We start from the raw sequence: 16,664 nt of genomic DNA, 5'->3' as shown, positions 1-16,664 counted from the left end.
CGCGGGGGACGGCGGGAAGGGCGCCGGAGGATGGCGCGCGGCCGATGCTCAGATTGCGCGATGCTGCGCTGCGTGGACAATGACCATTCGGCCCAAAATGATTGGCCGAATCGCTCAGGCAAAAGCCTGCCTTTGGTAAATCCGGATTGTCGGCGCCCGTGGCGTCAGGCTTACTGGCGCCATAGCCGGCAGAGATCCGGCATCGCCAGACGGGTCCGCTTCAGCGGCCATGCCGCGGCGCAACAAAGCGCGCGCATGCCGAAACCGACGGCAACGAGGACGAGGAGACCATGCATATCGTCGCATCCGGCGCGGGCACACCCGCGCCGCTACCCGTTTCGTTCGCGGCACGCCCACGGCTCGACGCCGCCGGGAAGCCCGCGCCGATCGCGCAGCCCACCCGGCATGCCGGCGCGCGGCCCGCCGCGCGCCACACCCATACCATTTCCGTGCTGCAGCTCCAGCAGATCCTGCTGGGCGCGCGCCGCCTCGGCTGCGATATCGACGCCCTGCTGCGTCGCGCCGGGATCTCCCCCGCCCTGCTGCAGTCGGCCAGCGCGCGCGTGACCGAGGACCAGTTCGCCGCGCTGATGCGCAGCATGCGCCGCGTCACCCGCGACGAATTCTGGGGCCTGCTGAACCGGCCGCTCAAGCCGGGCGTGTTCGCCCAGTCATGCCGCGCGCTCATCCATTGCGCCACGCTCGAAGACGCGCTGCGCGTCGGCCTGCAGCAATACCGGCTGCACCTGGATGATTTCGTACCGCGCCTGCAGCAGCACGCCGGCATCGCCACCCTGCTGCTGGTGCCGCGCGCGCCCGCCACGGCGTGCCGCCTGTATGCCGAATCGACCTTCGCCTTCCAGGCCTATGGCGTGGCCAACTGGCTGGTGGCCCAGCGCATCCCGCTGACCGGCGTGGACCTGGCCGCCCCCGCCCCGGAGCGCGGCGGCAGGCCCGCAAAGCGCACCGACACGGAACGCGTGTTCAACACACAGGTCCGCTATGGCCAGCCACATACCGCGCTGCATTTCGACGCCGGCTGGCTGCGCCTGCCGGTGGTGCAGGACGCCGCCAGCTTGCAGGCCTTCCTGCAGGACACGCCGCGCAACCTGCTGACCCGCTACCGCGACGACTCCTGCCTGGCCGAGCGCATCCGCCGGCACCTGCGCTGCCATCTCGACGGCGAACTGCCTTCGCTGGAACAAATGGCCGAAACCCTGCGGCTGACCCCGCAAACCCTGCGCCGCCGGCTGCGCGACGAGGGCCGGGGCTACCAGAGCATCAAGGACAGCCTGCGGCGCGATGCGGCCATCGGCTTCCTGGAGCACACCGACCTGCCACTGCAGCAGGTGGCGCTACGGGTGGGGTTTTCGGAGCCGAGCACGTTCCACCGGGCGTTCAAGAAGTGGACGGGCGTGGCGCCCGGGGAGTATMGGCAGCGGCAGATGATGGGGTGCGCGGCGTAGGGGTTGGCGTTGCTCGGGGAGTGTTAGCTGTGCCTGGCCAGGCTGGGGCATTGCCGTGCCGCGCTGGCATCGACACCGGTCGATTGCCGCATTCAAGTTACGCGACTCGGGACATTGATTGACTTCCTCGCGCTGGCTGCGCCAGAATTCACCCGTCATCACACAATGGTGACCGGGCGTGGAAACCCGAAGAAATGAAAGACGGACAGCCGCATTTGTGGCTTTTTTGTGTCCGATGCGTTCGCGCGCGCCTACAATCCCGAGGCGGGCCGGGCGAGGCAGCCTTCGGGCTGGCCGGTTGCTTTCATTCCCCGGTATTTCCACCCTCGCTGCGGGCCCGCCACCCTCACGTGGAAATGAGCGGCGGGCCTTTCGATGGAATGAAAGGAGCCTGAAATGCCGAACACCGCCGCTCGCTCAGAGCAATCCACCGTTAATCCCGCGACACCGGCCTTGGCTATTTCCCGCCAATCACCCTTGATCGCCGAACTGATCGAACTCACCTTTCCCGCCGACACACCGGACAAGCTCCGAGTGCAGGAGCTCGCTTACCAACTGGACGAACTCCGAGACAGTATTCACGGCGCGGCGGCAGATGGCTGCGATACCTTGTTGCGCGTCAGCGCCGCCCTGGGCGCAGTGCTGCAATTATTGGATGGCGACAACGCTTCCTCCTTGGAGGCTCATGGCATCCATTGCCTGCTAGCACCGCTTAAGCAGCAACTGGACGGTGCCGTGAGCCGAGTACAGGGGATGATCTAGAAATTGAGGCGGAGTGAKGTTTACGTGATCGCTCACGCCGGCGCTCTCGTCGATCCCTCCCCTGCTTGCGGGAGAGGGATCGACGATCTTTATTAAGAAAAAATCAAAATCAACATCTAAATCAAAGTCAACATCTAAATCAAAGTCAACATCTAAATCAAAGTCAACATCTAAATCAAAGTCAACGTCAACGGCTTTCGCTCCCCCGGAGCGACCTACTTTCTTTTCCCCGAAAAGAAAGTAGGCAAAGAAAGCGGGCTGCCTGGCCGGCAGGGGCAGAAACGTTGGGGTTTCCTGTTATGGTGGTTTCGTCGTGGGGCCTGCGGTTCTGCTGGCATCCTGCCGTTACCGGTTTTGGCGGCCACTATMCAGCAAGCGACGCTGGATTCGTGGTGGCGCTGCATGATGGCGTTGGTCCAGGTGATTCAAGCTGCTGCCGCGACCGGGGCGGATGGGCACGACATGGGAACGGCACTGGTTTCGTGGTGGGCGCGGTGGCTCCCGCGCGGGAGTACCCGCCGACACCCGCGCCCCGGTCCACCACGCCCACCACGAAACCAAGAGGGTGCTATGTCGTGGTCGCTTAAGCCGGTAACGGCAGATGGCCGGACAGGCAGTGTGCTCGCCATCATAGGTCTGACCCCGAAACCAACACCGCTAGCAAGATCGTGGCCGCCCGCACCGGTAACGGCAGGATGCCAGCAGAACCACGGTCCCCACGACGAAACCACMGACAACCAGCAACCCCAATGTTTCTGCCCCTTGATTTTGACGTCGAATTTGAAGTCGAAGTTGACTTTAAAGTTGAAGTTGACTTTAAAAAGGCCTTTGACTTTTAAGTTAAAACCTCAAAGCCATTTCCCCCTCATATCACCCCCTTCCCCCGCAACCCCTCGATCCGCTCCGCCGACATCCCCAAAATATCGCCAAGCACACTATCCGTATGCTCGCCCAGCCGCGGCGCAGCCGCGTCGTAGCGCACCGGCGTGGCCGACAGCCGCAGCGGGCTTTTCACCGTGGGACATACGCCGCCATCGCTGCGCACCATGTCGACCTGCAGTTCGCGGTACCTGACCTGCGGGTCTTCCAGCACCTGGGCGTAGTCGTTGATGGGGCCGCACGGAATGCCTTCGCGCTCCAGCGCTTCCACCCAGTGCGCGGTGCCGCGCGTGCGCATATGCGCTTCGAGCAGGGGCACCAGCACGGCGCGGTTGACGATGCGCCCCGGCCCCGTGACGAAGCGTTCGTCCTGTGCCAGGTCCGGGCGCGCCACGCCGCGGCAGTATCCCTGCCACTGGCCGTCATTGCCGGCTGCCACGATCATGTAGCCGTCGGCKGTGGCGAACACGTGGTACGGCACCATGTTGGCGTGCGCATTGCCGAAGCGGCCCGGCACCTTGCCGGTGACGCGCTGGGAGATGATGGGCGTGGCGCCCACCGCCACCACGGCGTCGAGCAGCGCCATGTCGATGCGCTGGCCTTCGCCGGTACGCTCGGCGTGGCGCAGTGCGGCCAGAACCGCCACGGTGGCGTACATGCCGGTGAACATGTCCACCACCGCCACACCGACCTTCTGCGGACCGCCGCCGGGCAGGTCGTCGCGCTCGCCGGTGATGCTCATCAGGCCGCCGATGCCCTGGAAGATGAAGTCGTAGCCGGGCTTGTGCGCGCTCGGGCCTTCCTGGCCATAGCCGGTGATGGAGCAGTAGACCAGCGCCGGGTTGATCGCCTTGAGGCTCTCGTAGTCCAGGCCGTAGCGCTTGAGGTCGCCGACCTTGTAGTTCTCGAGCACGATATGCGACTTGGCGGCCAGTTCGCGCACGATGKCCTGCCCTTCTGGGCTGGCGATATCGAGCGTGACCGAGCGCTTGCCGCGGTTCGCGCCGGCGTAATAGGTAGCGTCGCGCGAGGGCTTGCCGTCGCCATCGGGCAGCCAGGGCGGGCCCCAGGAGCGGGTGTCGTCGCCCACACCGGGGCGCTCCACCTTGATCACCTCGGCACCGAGGTCGGCCAGGTTCTGCGCGCACCACGGCCCGGCCAGGATGCGGGACAGGTCCAGCACGCGCACGCCGTCGAGCGCGCTTTTCATTGCGCCTTTCATTGCGTCGTTCATCGCGTCCTTCATCGGGGTCGTGCTCATGCGCGGACCTCCGCTACGCCATGGCTGAGCACGGTGACGTCGCGCGCCTGGATGCGCGCGTCGAACAGCACGCGGTGCGCGCCATCGCGCTCGCCGTCGCGCCACATGCGCACCTCCAGCGTCTCGCCGGGGAAGACCGGGCGCGAGAAACGCACGCCGAGTTCGAGCAGGCGGTCGCCGTCGCCGCMGGCGAAGGTGTCCACCAGCGCGCGGGCGGCCACGCCGTACGTGCACAGTCCATGCAGGATCGGCTTGTCGAAGCCGGCCGCGCGCGCCACTTGGGGATCTGCATGCAGCGGGTTGGGGTCTGCGTTGAGGCGGTACAGCAGGGCCGCCTGCGGCAGGATCGCCAGGCTGTGCACCGCGTCGGGCGCGCGCGCCGGCGCGGCCGGCAGCGCCTCGGGCGCGGCATCGCCCTGGCCGAAGCCGCCGTCGGCGCGGCAGAAGGTGGTGTGCGTGACCGTGGCCAGCTCCGCGCTGCTGGCGTCATCGACCAGCGTGCGCTCCACGATCACCAGCGCGCCCTTGTCGGCGCCCTTGTCGATCACGTKGCTGACGCGGGCACGCGCCCGCACCGTGCCCGAAGGCGGCAGCGGACGATGCAGGCGCAGGCGCTGCTCGCCGTGCACGATGCGCACCCAGTCGATGCCGCTCTTCGGGTCCTGCATCCAGAAGCCGGGGTAGGCCAGCACCACGGCCTGCGTCGGGAAAGCCTTGAGCTKCGCCTCGTAGACGTAGCGCAGCTGGCGCGGATCGGTCGGCTGTTCGCCCAGGCCGAGGCMCAGCGCGTACAGGATGGAGTCCTTCTCGCCGTAGGTCTGCACGACCTCCGGGAAGTCCCAATGCTTGATGCGGTTGTAGTCGAGCGGCATGGCTTCAGATCGGGTCCCAGTTGATCACGTCGGGCGAGCGTTCGAGCTTGAAGAAGCTGCCGCGCATGGCGGGGATGGCGATCTCGGCGATCGATTCCGGGGTCCAGCCCTCGCTCATGTGCACCGAGCGCACCGGACGCGGCTGGCTCATCAGGATGATCTCGTTGGCGCGCACGGCGAAGATCTGCGCGTTGACTTCATGCGCGGCATMGCTGGCGAGGAAGGCCGCCATCGGCGCGACCTTGTTGGCCTCCATCTTCTGCAGCTTGGCCACGCGCGCCTTTTCTTCCGGCGTCTCGGACGGGATCGAGCTGGTCATGCGGCTCCACGCGAACGGCGCGATGCAGTTCGAGCGCACATTGAAGCGCGCCATGTCCAGCGCGATCGACTTGGACAGCGCGGCGATGCCGAGCTTGGCCGCCGAGTAGTTGGCCTGGCCGAGGTTGCCGATCAGCCCCGAGGTGGAGGTCATGTGGACATAGGCACCGCTTTCCTGGTCCTTGAAGTGATTGGCGGYGGCGCGGCTGACGAAGAAGGTGCCGTTGAGGTGCACGTCGATCACCGAGCGCCATTCTTCCTCGTTCATCTTGAAGAACATGCGGTCGCGCAGGTTGCCGGCGTTGTTGACCACGGCATCGATGCGGCCGAAGTTGTCCAGTGCGCATTGCACGATGGCGTTGGCGCCCTGCCAGCTCGACACGCTGTCGGTATTGGCCACGGCGGTGCCGCCGGCCGCGCGGATCTCGTCGACCACGCGCTGCGCGGGGCCGGCGTCGCCGCCTTCGCCGGTAAGCGACACGCCGATGTCGTTGACCACCACCTTCGCGCCCGCCTTGGCCAGTTCCAGCGCGACGCCGCGCCCGATGCCGCCACCCGCGCCGGTCACCAGCGCTACCTTGCCTGCCATCAATCCACTCATGCTTTCTACTCCTGTCTACACGTTACATACGATCATTCGAAAATTCGCGGGCGCGCGCCCTCACTCGAGCCGCGCGCCGGATTCCTTCACTACCTTGCTCCAGCGCGTGATCTCCGCATCGATATGCGCACCCAGCGCGGCGGGCGTGGAGCCCACCGGCTCGTAGCCGTTGGCGGCGAGATTGGCGCGCAGGTCGGGCTGGGTCAGCACCGAGGCGATTTCCTTGCTGAGGCGATCGACGATGGCCGGCGGCGTGCCGGCCGGCGCCAGTACCGCGTACCAGCCGTTGATGTCGAAGCCGGGCACGCCGGCTTCGTTCAGCGTGGGTACCTCCGGCGCCAGCGTGGCGCGCTTGCCGCTGGTCACGGCCAGCGCGTGCAGCCGGCCGCTGCGGATATGCGGCATCGAGGTGGAAATGCTGTCGAAGGTCAGCATCACCTCGCCGGCCAACATGGCGTTGACGACCTGGGCGCTGCCCTTGTACGGCACATGGGTCATCTTCACGCCGGCCTGGCTGTCGAACAGTTCGCCGGCCAGGTGACCGGTATTGCCGTTGCCGGCCGAGGCAAAGGTCAGCTTGCCGGGCTCGGCCCTGGCCTGCGCGATCAGCTCGGGCACCGTCTTCGCCTTCAGCGACGGGCTGCCGGCCAGGATCAGCGGCAGGTTGGCCACCAGCGAGACCGGCGCGAAATCCTTGCGGGTGTCGTACGGCAGCTTGGGGTAGAGGCTGGCATTGATGGCATGCGCGGCCAGCACCACGATCAGCGTGTTGCCGTCGGGCTTGGCGCGCGCCAGTTGCTGGGTGGCGATGGTGCCGCCCGCGCCGGGCCGGTAGTMGAGCACCACCGGCTGGCCCAGCCGCTCCTGCAGCTTGGCCGCCACCGGGCGCGCCAGCAGGTCGGCGCTGCCGCCCGGCGGGTAAGGGATCAGCAACTGGATCGGCTTGCTGGGCCAGGTATCGGCCAGCGCCGCTGCGCTGGCGCACAGCAGGCCTGCCGTCAGCGGCGCGGCCAGCGCGGCAAGGAGCCACGATCTGCGGGGGCGTGCCGGTAGTGCTTCCATGCCTTGTCTCCTGGATCTGCCTTGTTCTGGCGGGTTCTGTGTGGTTCCGTGTGGTTCCGTGCGGTTCCGCGTGCTTCTGTCCTGCGCCTGCCTGCCCGTGCGAACGCACGGCATTGCGCGCCTCACTGCAGGGGGATGCCGGTGTCCTTGACCACCTTTGCCCAGCGCTGGCGCTCCGCATTGATGAAATTGCCGAAGTGCTCGGGCGTGTCGCCGCCCGGCACGCCGCCGAGTTCGGCCAGGCGTGTCTTGATCTCGGGCTCGGCCAGGATGGCGGCCACCGTCTTCTGCAGGCGCGACACCACCGCCGGCGGCGTGCCGGCCGGCGCCACCAGGCCGAACCATGCGGTGACCTGGAAATCGTCGAGCCCGGCTTCCTTCATGGTGGGCACGTCGGGCAGCTCGGCCACGCGCGTGGCGCTGGTCACGGCCAGCGCGCGCAGCTTGCCGGACTGGATCTGCGGCAGCGAGCTGGGCAGGTTGTCCACCATCATGGTCACCTGCCCGGCKACCAGGTCGGCCACGGCGGGGGCGGCACCCTTGTACGGCACGTGGATAATGTCGATGCCAGTGCGCTTCTTGAACAGCTCGCCCGACAGGTGCACCGACTGCCCGGTGCCCGACGAGGCAAAGGACAGCTTGCCCGGCTCCGCCTTGGCCAGCGCCACCAGCTCGGCCACCGAGCGCGCCGGCACCTTGGCGTTGACCACCAGCACATTGGGCACCGACACCACCATGGTCACCGGCGCGAAATCCTCGGCACGGTAGGGAAGTTGCCGGTACAGGCCGTAGTTGATGGCATTGGGCCCGATATTGCCCATCATCAGCGTGTAGCCGTCGGGGGCGGACTGGCGCAGCGCCTGCACGCCGATGATGCCGGCGCCGCCGGCGCGGTTATCCACCACCACCGGCTGGCCGAGCACTTCGCCCAGCCGCTTGCCCACCAGGCGCGAAGCGATATCGGTCGTGCCGCCCGCCGCCGCGGGCACGATCAGGCGCACCGGCTTGTCGGGGTAGGCGGCAAAGGCGCTGGCCGCCGGGCCCGCCGCGAAGCCAAGTACGGTGGCCGTGGCCGCCAGCATGCGGGCGCTGTAGCGCAAGGTATCCATATGTCTCCTCCTGGGTGGCCCCGCGGCGGCGCGCGGGACTATCCGGTAACCGCCCGCGCAATACGGGCGATCCGGCCATTTTGGTTCTATTGCCACGCCGAATACGATAAATTGACGGCGGAGACATGGCTATTCACGATTCACAAAAGAGGCCTTTGGCCCAGCAAAACACAATGCATTACGACCTGACCGACCTGCGCCTCTTCCTCAACGTCGGCGAAACCGAGAATCTGACCCGCGCCGCCGAGCGCAGCTTTCTCTCGCTGCCCGCCGCCAGCACGCGCATCAAGCAGCTCGAAGAAGCCTTCCAGACCCAGTTGCTGATCCGCCAGGTCAAGGGCGTGCGCCTGACCCCGGCCGGCGACGCGCTGCTGTCTCACGCGMGCGAGGTGTTCCGCGAGCTCGAATGCCTGCACGCGGACCTGCGCCCCTACGCCAAGGGGGTCAAGGGCCGCGTGCGACTGCTGGCCAACACCACCGCCACCAACTCCTTCCTGGCCACGGCGCTGTCGCGCTTCCTGGCGGAGAACCCGGACGTGGATATCGAGCTCGAAGAACAGCTCTCGCAAGCCATCGTCTCCTCGATCGGCGCKGGCGCGGCCGATCTCGGCATCGTGGCCGGCGAAGTCGCCACCAACGACCTGGAAGTGATGCAGTTGTGCAGCGACGAGCTGATCGTGATCGCGCCGGTCAATCACCCGCTGCCGCAGTTCACCCGCCTGCGTTTCGCCGACCTGCTCGATACCTGCCGCTTCGTCGGGCTCAACCAGTTCAGCGCCATCCAGTCCTTCCTGGACCGCATCGCCAGTGGCATGGGCAAGCGCATCAGCCTGCGCATCCAGCTCGGCAGTTTCGACGCGGTGTGCCRCATGGTGGAAGCCGGCGCGGGCATCGCCATCGTGCCCAACAGCTGCGCGCGGCGCTATGCCAGCCGCAAGGTGCTGCGCTTTATCCCGCTGGAGGATGAATGGGCCAAGCGCGACCTGCGGCTGGTGCGCCGCCCCGGGCGCGAGCTGCCGCAGTTCGCCGAGACCCTGGTGCAGTATCTGAAGGACGCGGCGCAGGAGCCGGTGTAAGGGATCGCGCCCCCGGTCGTTCCGGCGCCGMGTTCACGAGGCGCGCGGCCGCCCGCGCAGCAGGCCTCAAGCCCCMGTCATCAGAGCGTCAGCCTCAGCCTTMCCGTCAGCGCCCCCGGCAACAGACTCGAATCGGTCTGCCGCTCGCCATACGTGCCGCTCGACACGCGCAACTGGCGCTCGCGGGTGAGCGCTTCGAGATGGTCCCCCAGGAATCCGTAGATGCTGTCGTCGAAGCGCATCGTGCCCAGCGGCGCCTGGATGCGGCCGTCTTCCACCCAAAAGGTGGCGAAGCGGGTCATGCCGGTCATGCGCCCGGCCGGCGCGTCTGACCAGTTGAGATACCAGAGATTGCCGATATAGAGCCCGGTGCCGAGCGCGGCCAGCGCATCGGCCTGCGCCAGCGTGCCGGCCCCGAGCGCGAGCGCATGCGGCGCCTCGCCGGCATCCGCGCAATTGACCTCCAGGCCGTACTCGCGCGCACTGCGCGGGTAGACCAGCCGCGCCACCGGCAGGCMGGCGCGCACCAGCGCGGCGTCGCTGCGCGGAATGCCCTCGGGGCCGAAGGCCGGGGCCAGCGCGCCGCTGGCGCGCTCGTCCATGTCGACCATCCCGCTCAGCTGCGCCGCCCCGTCGTAGAGGCGCTGCAACGGGCTTTCTTTCTGCGCCAGCGAGCGCGCGGAAAAACCGCCCCAGCTCAGCATGCCCAGCACTTCGTCCAGCGCCGCGGGCGCCAGGTAAGCGCGGTAGTCGCCAGGGGCAAGCGTGCGTGCCGGCTTGCCGAGGTGCTCCAGCTGGGCGCGCGCCGCGGCGAAGCGGCCGGCGAATTCATCGTCGTCCCAGCGGTTGCCGGCATAGTCGGCCTTGACCGCCTGGCCGTTGGCGTGGAACAGGCTCCAGTCGAAGTGAAAGGCCTGCGCGGCGTGCCAGCCGAAGGCGCCGAAGCTGCTGGCGAAGCCGCGGTAGAGGGGACCGGCGGCGTAGATGCCGACCAGGTCCAGCCCGCGCGCCGCCTCGTCGATCCGGGCCAGCACATGGCCCGTGTCCGGCGGCGCGGCCTCGTCGGCGAAGCTGCGCTGCCAGGGCTCGCGCTCCAGCGTCAGGTAGGGATCGGGCTGCAACTGGGCGAGCGCTTCGCGCAACTGGCGCAGGCCCTCGGCCAGGCGCGCGCGGTCGGCCGCCGGATCGCCGGATAGCGCGATCCAGCTCTTGGCGTGGCGCTCGTCGCGGATCAGCCGCAGGCACGCGGTGGCCTGCGTCACGCGCCCGGCCTGGCGCACCTTTGCCCGGTTGAAGCGGATGAATTCCGAGGACTCCGCGCTGTACCACAGCGTGAACGCCTCGCCCGGCGCCAGCGCGGCGCGCATGTCGTCGGCCAGCGCCGCGAACATGGATTGCGGGGATTGCACCTCTCTCATCACGCGGCTCCCCCGAAGACTTCGACCTGCCGGAACACGCAGGCCGGCGAGGCATGCCCCACTCGCACGATCTGGTTGGGCTCGCCCTTGCCGCAATATGGCGTGCCGTGGACCTCGAAGGTGCCGGCATCGCCGACCGCGGCGAGGCTGCGCCAGAAATTGGCCGAGACGCCGCGGTAGTTGGGATTCTTGACCACGCCCCTGAGCTCGCCGTCCTCGATCAGGCGGCCCCACTCGCAACCGAACTGGAACTTGTTGCGCGCGTCGTCGATGGACCAGGAGCGGTTGGTGGCCATCAGCACGCCGCGCTCGATGCCGCCCACCAGCTGGGCCAGCGTACGGTCGCCGGGTTCGAGGTTGAGATTGGCCATGCGGTCGATGGGCGGGCGGTTCCAGCCGCTGGCGCGGCTGTTGGCCACGCCCGGCAGGCCGCTGCGGAACTGCGAGAGCGCGCCGCCCAGCGGGCGCTGCAGGATGCCGTCGCGAATCAGGAAAGCCTTGCTTGCCGGCTGGCCGTCGTCGTCGTGCCCGTAGCTGCCCAGCTCCTCCGGAATGCCCGGATCGAAGCTGATGTTGAGCAGCGGCGAGCCGTACTGGTAATGGCCGAAGTCCTCCAGCCTGATAAAGCTGGTGCCGGCGTAGTTGCGCTCGTCACCGAGAATGCGGTCCAGCTCCAGCGGGTGGCCGACCGATTCGTGGATCTGCAGCATCATCTGGTCAGGCATCAGCAGCAGGTCGGTGAGACCGGTGGGGGCATTGGGCGCCAGCAGCAACTGCAGGGCCTCGTCCGCCACGCGTGGCGCGGCACCGGCAAAGCCGAGCCGCCCGACCACCTCGAAGCCGCCCTGCTGGCCGCTGCCGAAGCCGCCGAAGGTGCGCGTCTGGCTGTCGCTGCCGTCGAAGGCGGTTACGCTGATGCCGGGATAGACGAAGCGCTGTGCCTGCMATTGCTCGGCACCGGCGCTGTTCAGATAGAGCTGCTCCTGGAACTGGTGCGAGAGGTAGGCCACGTGGTTGACGATGCGCGCGTCCGCGGGCACGCCGGCACTCACCTCGGCCAGCAGCGCGAAGCGTTCGGCCAGGCCGGGAAAGGCGCCGTCCGCGCCCGGCGACGCGTAGCGCGCGCTGCCTTGCGGCGCCGGCAGGCCGCGCATGTCCACCAGCCCGTGCGCGGCGATGCGCTGCGCCAGCTCGCCCGCGCTGTCGAGCGCCCGCTGCAGGCCGGCAGCGCTGATATCGCTGGTGGCGGCATACGCCTCCACGCCGCCCAGGCGCACCGTCAGCATCGCGCCCACGTCGCGCGTCAGCGAAGGCGGCTCGGCCACGCCGCGCCGCAGCGTGCAAACCTCGCCGCTCTCCCGGATCAGGCGCAGCGAGTGAAACTCGGCGCGGGTGGCAAGGCCGGCGAAATCCTGCCTGACGCGTTCGAACACGATGGGCTCCTGGAGAACGATTGCGGGAACAGGCGGCAAGCGGTGCCGGCAATGCGCGCGCAATACGCACCCTGCCTTGCCACCAGCCTCGCCGCCCCGCAGCGGATCTTACCGCGCCGCCACGCCCGCCGCCGCCAGGTTCAGTCCGCCTGCACGCCCGCCGCCTTGATGATCGGCGACCATTTCTCGATCTCGGCCTGCAGCCAGGTGCGCAGGCCTTCCGGCGTCTGCTTGTCCTCGGGCACKATCTCCGCGCCCAGATCAGCCAGGCGGGCGGCCACCGCGGGGTCCCTGAGACCGGCGCGCAGCGCCACGTTGAGCCGGTCGATCACGGCCGGCGGCGTGCCGCGTGGCGCGTAGACGCCGTGCCAGACCTTGACCTCGAAGCCCTTGAGTCCGCCTTCGGCGAGCGTGGGCGCGCCCGGCAGCGACTTGATGCGCTGGGTGGTGGTCACGCCGTAGAGCTTGACCTTGTCGGCCTTGATATGCGGCAGGGTCTGGGTAGTCTGGTCGCACAGGATGTCGACCTGGCCGCCCAGCAAGGCCGTCATCGCGGGTGCCGTGCCCTGGCAGGGAATGGCGGTCAGGTCCACGCCGATGGCCTTCTGGAACAGCATCCCGCACAACTGCGAGACCGCGCCCAGGCCGGCATTGGCCAGGTTGAGCTTGCCCTGGTTCTGGCGGATGTAGGCCACCAGATCAGGCATGGTCTTGGGCGGCAGGTMGTGGCGGCCCAGCAGGGTCATCGGTACGTCGGCCACCTGCCCGACGAAACTGAAATCCGTCAGCGGCTTGTAGGACAGCTTGCTGTATAGCGCCGGCGCGGTGGCCATGCCGTTGTGATGGATCAGGATGGTGTAGCCGTCCGGCGCGGCCTTGGCCACGTAGGCGGCGGAGACGGTGCCACCGGCGCCGAGCCGGTTTTCCACCACCACGCTCTGGCCCAGGTTCTTCGACATCGCCGCCGCCAGCGTGCGCGCCACCACGTCGGTCGGGCCGCCCGCGGCGAACGGTACCACCATCGTGACCGGCCTGGCGGGATAGGCGTCGGCGGCGCGCGCTCCGGACGGCAGCGCCAGTGCCGCCGCCGTGCCCAGCGCGGCGAGCGCCATCCAGCGCCAGGGCGCCTGCCCGGCTGTCCTTGCTTGCCTGCCGCCGGTCTGCTGCCTTTGTCGCGACCCCTGCGCCTTGTAGCTTGCCATTGTCTCTGCCTCCATCGTGTTGAGGTATCCGGCCGGTCCTTCCGGCGCGTTCGCGGACTGGTCGTCCTTCGCCGCGCCGGTCCGGGGACGGCCGCGCCGGCCTTTCTTGTTTGTGCAGCAAGCGTGGCGGCAAAGCGGCGCAACGGCAATACGGATTTCCCTAAGGGTGGGCAAGGCCGCCCGGAAGGGAGCCGGAGTCTCTGGATGTGGCAGCAAGCGCGCCGCGAGGGGTGGTGCCGGCGCCTCTCCAGTCCCGGTCGCCGCCCCGGTCCGGTCCCGCGCCGATGCCGCACCGCTTTGCGCGCTCCCCGCCGGGCGCGCTTCCGGGGGCGCTAAGCCGCTCTTTCGCAAATCCGAATTTCGGCGCGGGAGGGGCTCGGGAATAATGGCCGCAAGCTAAATCCAATAACGGGGCCTTTTTCATGTTCGCAGAGCAGACGCACGACCAGCCGTATCCCGATATCCGTGAAGCCGTGCGTGCGCTATGCACGGGTTTCGATTCCGCCTACTGGCAGCGCGTGGAAGAACAGAACGCCTTCCCGGAAGAATTCGTGCAGGCGCTGACCAAGGCCGGCTGGCTGTCGGCCCTGATTCCCGAGGAATTCGGCGGCTCCGGCCTGCCGCTGACCGCGGCCTCCGTGATCATGGAGGAAATCAACCGCAATGGCGGCAATTCCGGCGCCTGCCACGGCCAGATGTACGTGATGGGCTGCCTCTTGCGCCACGGCTCGGAAGCGCAGAAGCAGCGCTGGCTGCCCGGCATCGCCTCGGGCGAGCTGCGCATGCAGTCGATGGSCGTGACCGAGCCGACCACCGGCACCGACACCACCAAGCTCAAGACCACCGCCGAGAAGAAGGGCGACCGCTACGTCATCAACGGCCAGAAGGTGTGGATCTCGCGCGTGCAGCACTCCGACCTGATGCTGCTGCTGGCGCGCACCACGCCGCTGGACCAGGTCAAGCGCAAGTCCGAGGGCCTGTCGGTGTTCGTGGTGGACCTGCGTGAAGCCATCGGCAAGGGGCTGACCGTGCGCCCCATCCGCAATATGGTCAACCACGAGACCAACGAGCTGTTCTTCGACAACCTGGAGATCCCGGCCGAGAACCTGATCGGCGAGGAAGGCAAGGGGCTCAAGTACATCCTCGACGGCCTCAACGCCGAGCGCATCCTGATCGCCGCCGAGTGCATCGGCGACGGCTACTGGTTCATCGAGCGCGCCAGCAACTATGCGCGCGACCGCATCGTGTTCGACCGCCCGATCGGCCAGAACCAGGGCGTGCAGTTCCCGATCGCGCGCGCCTACGTCAACGTGGAGGCCGCCAGCCTGATGCGCTACAAGGCAGCTGCCCTGTTCGACGCCGGCAAGGCCTGCGGCAAGGAAGCCAATATCTCCAAGCTGCTGGCCGCCGATGCCTCCTGGGAAGCGGCCAACGTCTGCCTGCAGACCCACGGCGGCTTCGGCTTTGCCGCCGAGTACGACATCGAGCGCAAGTTCCGCGAAACCCGCCTGTACCAGGTCGCGCCGATCTCKACCAACCTGATCCTGTCCTATGTGGCCGAGCACGTGCTCGAGCTGCCGCGTTCGTTCTGAGGGCCGCGCACATGTTCGCATCGCACCCGGGCATCCGCCCGCTCGACGGCATCCGCGTGGTCTCGCTCGAGCACGCCGTGGCCGCGCCCTTCGCCACGCGCCAGCTGGCCGATCTCGGCGCACGCGTGATCAAGGTGGAGCGCCCCGGCGTGGGCGATTTCGCGCGCGGCTACGACGAGACCGTCAACGGCCAGGCCTCGCACTTCGTCTGGCTCAACCGCGGCAAGGAAAGCCTCACGCTCGATCTCAAGGACGAGGAAGCGCAGACCGTGCTGCACCGCTTGCTGGMCGACGCCGACGTGCTGGTGCAGAATCTCGCCCCCGGCGCCGCCGCGCGCATGGGGCTGGATTTCGATACGCTGCATGCCCGCTACGACAAGCTGATYGTGTGCGACATCTCCGGCTACGGCGATGCCGGCCCCTACCGCGACAAGAAAGCCTACGACCTGCTGATCCAGGCCGCGGCCGGCCTGATCGGCATCACCGGCAGCGCCGACGAACCCTCGCGCGCCGGCATCTCCATCGCCGACATCGCGGCCGGCATGTACGCCTACACCGGCATCCTCTCCGCGCTGCYGCAGCGCGGGTGCACCGGCACCGGCCTGCGCGTGGAGGTCACCATGCTCGAAGCGCTGACCGAGTGGATGAACTACGCGCTGTACTTCGGCCACTACGGCGGCAAGGCGCCGGCCCGCTTCGGTGCCTCGCATCCGGCCATCGCGCCCTACGGCGTGCATCGCACCGGCGACGGCGGCAGCGTGATCTTCGGCCTGCAGAACGAACGCGAATGGCAGGCCTTCTGCGAAAAGGTGCTGGGCCAGCCCGAACTGCTCAAGGACGCGCGCTTCTCCTCCAACTCGGGGCGCGTGAAGAACCGGGCCGAGCTGACCGCGCTGATCGAGACCCGCTTCGCGCCGATGACGGTGACGCAGGTGGAAGCGCTGCTCGACCAGGCGCAGATCGCCAACGCGCCGATGAACGATATCGAGGCCGTCTGGAATCATCCGCAGCTCGCCGCGCGCGGACGCTGGCGGGAAGTGAGCAGCCCGGGCGGGATGATCGGGGCGTTGTTGCCGCCGGCCAACCTGTCTGGCGTGGAGCCGGTGATGGGGGATGTGCCGGCGCTTGGCGCGCATAGTGGAGATATTCTTTMTGAGCTGGGGTATTCGGAGGGGAGGATTGCTGAATTGAGGGAGCGGAAGGTGGTTTGAATTTGGGTATGCGCGTGGAAGTCTGCTTGCGACTGTGGGCCTGGCGGCTTGGGCTTGGTAGCCCGTTCGCACACATGTAAGTGTCACTTTTCTTTTCTCGAAAAGAAAAGTAACCAAAAGAAAGCGATTCTTGCAGAAGGCTGGGCGCTCAGACTTCAGCTTTGATGGTGGTTTCGTGGTGGGGGCGTTGGCTTCGATCAGGCTGCTGACGCTACCGGCGCGGACCATGGCGACACCACTGGAGGTGTCCGATTCGCGGCGCCGCTGCATGATGGCGGTGGCCCGGGTGATTCAAGCTGCTGCCGCGACCGGCGCGAATGGACACGTCATAGAGGCGGCACTGGTTTCGTGGTGGGTGCGGTGGCTCCCGTGTGAGAGTACCGCAGACACCAGCCGCCCACC

At 67.8% G+C, this 16,664-nt stretch carries 13 protein-coding genes; 5 read left to right on the top strand and 8 right to left on the bottom strand.

Annotated features, from left to right (window positions below):
- Positions 1–290 precede the first annotated feature (290 nt).
- Positions 291–1,466 carry an AraC family transcriptional regulator gene (locus tag AC1DKV_RS27145; protein ID WP_441650071.1) on the top strand — a complete coding sequence of 392 codons (1,176 nt, stop codon included), beginning with the start codon at positions 291–293 and terminating at the stop codon, positions 1,464–1,466.
- A gap of 396 nt (positions 1,467–1,862) precedes the next feature.
- Positions 1,863–2,228, top strand: coding sequence for a DUF1484 family protein (locus AC1DKV_RS27140; protein WP_441650070.1), 366 nt, complete (start codon positions 1,863–1,865; stop codon positions 2,226–2,228).
- A gap of 865 nt (positions 2,229–3,093) precedes the next feature.
- Here AC1DKV_RS27140 and AC1DKV_RS27135 read toward each other — a convergent pair.
- From AC1DKV_RS27135 to AC1DKV_RS27115, 5 genes are all read right to left on the bottom strand, one after another.
- Positions 3,094–4,329, bottom strand: a complete 1,236-nt coding sequence (locus tag AC1DKV_RS27135; protein ID WP_477138387.1) for a CaiB/BaiF CoA transferase family protein — start codon at positions 4,327–4,329, stop codon at positions 3,094–3,096.
- Positions 4,330–4,364: 35 nt separating this feature from the next.
- The gene (locus AC1DKV_RS27130; protein ID WP_477138371.1) at positions 4,365–5,240 is read right to left on the bottom strand and encodes a MaoC/PaaZ C-terminal domain-containing protein; all 876 of its coding nucleotides are present in this window, start codon (positions 5,238–5,240) and stop codon (positions 4,365–4,367) included.
- A gap of 4 nt (positions 5,241–5,244) precedes the next feature.
- Complete coding sequence (locus AC1DKV_RS27125) at positions 5,245–6,159, bottom strand: SDR family NAD(P)-dependent oxidoreductase (RefSeq protein ID WP_477138370.1); 915 nt, start codon at positions 6,157–6,159, stop codon at positions 5,245–5,247.
- A gap of 60 nt (positions 6,160–6,219) precedes the next feature.
- Positions 6,220–7,221 (bottom strand): tripartite tricarboxylate transporter substrate binding protein, encoded by a 1,002-nt coding sequence (locus AC1DKV_RS27120; RefSeq protein WP_477138369.1) that lies wholly within the window; start codon positions 7,219–7,221, stop codon positions 6,220–6,222.
- 122 nt (positions 7,222–7,343) lie between these two features.
- Positions 7,344–8,303, bottom strand: coding sequence for a Bug family tripartite tricarboxylate transporter substrate binding protein (locus AC1DKV_RS27115; protein WP_441622275.1), 960 nt, complete (start codon positions 8,301–8,303; stop codon positions 7,344–7,346).
- Positions 8,304–8,503: 200 nt separating this feature from the next.
- Here AC1DKV_RS27115 and AC1DKV_RS27110 point away from each other — a divergent pair, with 200 nt between their 5' ends.
- Complete coding sequence (locus AC1DKV_RS27110) at positions 8,504–9,406, top strand: LysR family transcriptional regulator (RefSeq protein ID WP_477138368.1); 903 nt, start codon at positions 8,504–8,506, stop codon at positions 9,404–9,406.
- 80 nt (positions 9,407–9,486) lie between these two features.
- On the opposite strand, the gene AC1DKV_RS27105 is transcribed toward AC1DKV_RS27110, so the two are convergent.
- The 3 genes from AC1DKV_RS27105 to AC1DKV_RS27095 all read right to left on the bottom strand — a co-directional run bounded on the left by AC1DKV_RS27105 (position 9,487) and on the right by AC1DKV_RS27095 (position 13,369).
- Entirely contained in the window at positions 9,487–10,824 is a 1,338-nt protein-coding gene (locus tag AC1DKV_RS27105) for a metallopeptidase TldD-related protein (protein ID WP_477138367.1), read from the bottom strand.
- Positions 10,824–12,260 carry a TldD/PmbA family protein gene (locus AC1DKV_RS27100; RefSeq protein ID WP_477138386.1) on the bottom strand — a complete coding sequence of 479 codons (1,437 nt, stop codon included), beginning with the start codon at positions 12,258–12,260 and terminating at the stop codon, positions 10,824–10,826. Before AC1DKV_RS27100 ends, AC1DKV_RS27105 begins: the two co-directional genes overlap by 1 nt.
- Positions 12,261–12,397: 137 nt before the next feature.
- Complete coding sequence (locus AC1DKV_RS27095; RefSeq protein WP_477138385.1) at positions 12,398–13,369, bottom strand: tripartite tricarboxylate transporter substrate-binding protein; 972 nt, start codon at positions 13,367–13,369, stop codon at positions 12,398–12,400.
- A 512-nt stretch (positions 13,370–13,881) separates the two neighbouring features.
- Here AC1DKV_RS27095 and AC1DKV_RS27090 point away from each other — a divergent pair.
- Both AC1DKV_RS27090 and AC1DKV_RS27085 read left to right on the top strand, forming a co-directional pair.
- A complete protein-coding gene (locus AC1DKV_RS27090; protein ID WP_477138366.1) occupies positions 13,882–15,051 on the top strand; it encodes an acyl-CoA dehydrogenase family protein in 1,170 nt (389 codons plus the stop codon).
- Positions 15,052–15,062: 11 nt separating this feature from the next.
- Complete coding sequence (locus AC1DKV_RS27085; protein ID WP_477138365.1) at positions 15,063–16,262, top strand: CaiB/BaiF CoA transferase family protein; 1,200 nt, start codon at positions 15,063–15,065, stop codon at positions 16,260–16,262.
- Positions 16,263–16,664: the final 402 nt, after the last annotated feature.

The organism is Cupriavidus sp. 05T41, assembly GCF_056396525.1.
The sequence above is the reverse complement of the archived record's forward strand: the minus strand, read 5'-3'. Positions and strand labels throughout refer to the sequence as shown.

What these genes read in the sequence shown, in the direction of transcription:
- AC1DKV_RS27140 (WP_441650070.1), top strand. Translation starts at nt 1,863, where the DNA reads ATGCCGAACACCGCCGCTCGCTCAGAGCAATCCACCGTTAATCCCGCG.